We start from the raw sequence: 1,175 nt of genomic DNA, 5'->3' as shown, positions 1-1,175 counted from the left end.
CGCGGTCTGGAACCGCCGCGGTGCACCCTGCGCCTGCAGCAGCTCCGCCAGCCGCCGGGCGATATCTTCCTGAACAGCTGCCGCGCGGTGATAGCTGTCCAGCCCGCGGCGGAAGCTTTGGCGCACACGGGTCTGATCCAGTTGCGGGGGCTGCATGTCCTTCATCAGAACAGCTCCTCCCACTGTGCAAATCGGTCAAACGGCGCATGCGGCGCGTCCAGGTCCGCAACATTGCGCCCGGCCCAGGCCCGCAGCAGATTGGCGGGCGGAAAGATCTTGTCGCCGGAGCTGATCCAGACCTTGTCAAAGCGCGTCTGCGGCGCGTCTCCGCGCTGCTCCACGGCCAGCAGCTCAGCCCGGCGGGTCGGCACATCCAGCGCTTCTGCCGCTTGCGCAACGCCGAACACGCGGGTCAGAAAGCTTTGGTAACTTTCCAGGCTCAGCATCTCCATTGTCCTGCGGAAGACCGCAGGCGGAATGCCCGCACCGCGGTTCACTGGCTGCAGGCTGCCGTTCACCGCCGTCTTGCGCTGGAACGGGTCAGGCCGCCCCTGCTGCCAGTGGGCATAAGCGGCCACACCAAAAGACCAGGCCAAGAGGCTGACCCGGTCATAGCCGGACAGATCCGGCAGCTCAGTGTTCAGATCGGTGTAATCGCTGGCAAACAGGATGTCCTGCGCACCGTCCAAGTGCCAGAACACTTCCGGCCCCACAGCCCAGCCGCCGAAGACCACGATGGCCTCGGCTGCATTGTTCTGTTTTAGCCAGCGGAACTCCATGGCTCAGAGCTCCCGCGCCAGCCGCAGCATGCCTGCGGTGATTTCGCTGAGCTGATCCGGCGTGGTGATGAACGGCGGCATGGTATAGATATTCTTGCCGAAGGGACGCAGAAACACGCCCATGTCGTGCACCCGGGCATGGGCCTCATCCGCAGACACCGCGTGTTTCATCTCGATGACGCCAATCGCGCCCAGCACCCGCACGTCCGCCACATTGGGCAGATCGCGCGCCGGGGCCAGCTCGGCCTGCATCTGCTCTGCAATTGCCGAAACTGTGCCGCGCCAGTCCTGCCCGGTCAGCAAATCCAGCGAGGCCTTGGCCGCGGCACAGGCCAGCGGGTTGGCCATATAGGTCGGCCCGTGCATGAAGATGCCGGGATTGCCGCCGCCGACACC

2 protein-coding genes are annotated in these 1,175 nt (G+C 65.2%); both read right to left on the bottom strand.

Features of this window, described 5'->3' with window-relative positions; genetic code table 11:
* Nucleotides 1–164: 164 nt before the first annotated feature.
* Complete coding sequence (locus A2I95_RS40385) at nt 165–779, bottom strand: pimeloyl-ACP methyl esterase BioG family protein (RefSeq protein WP_027258294.1); 615 nt, start codon at nt 777–779, stop codon at nt 165–167.
* 3 nt (nt 780–782) lie between these two features.
* The coding region (locus A2I95_RS40380; RefSeq protein ID WP_291737943.1) for an aminotransferase class III-fold pyridoxal phosphate-dependent enzyme at nt 783–1,175 on the bottom strand (393 nt) is incomplete at its 5' end.

The organism is Leisingera sp. F5 (assembly GCF_001593695.1).
The sequence above is the reverse complement of the archived record's forward strand: the minus strand, read 5'-3'. Positions and strand labels throughout refer to the sequence as shown.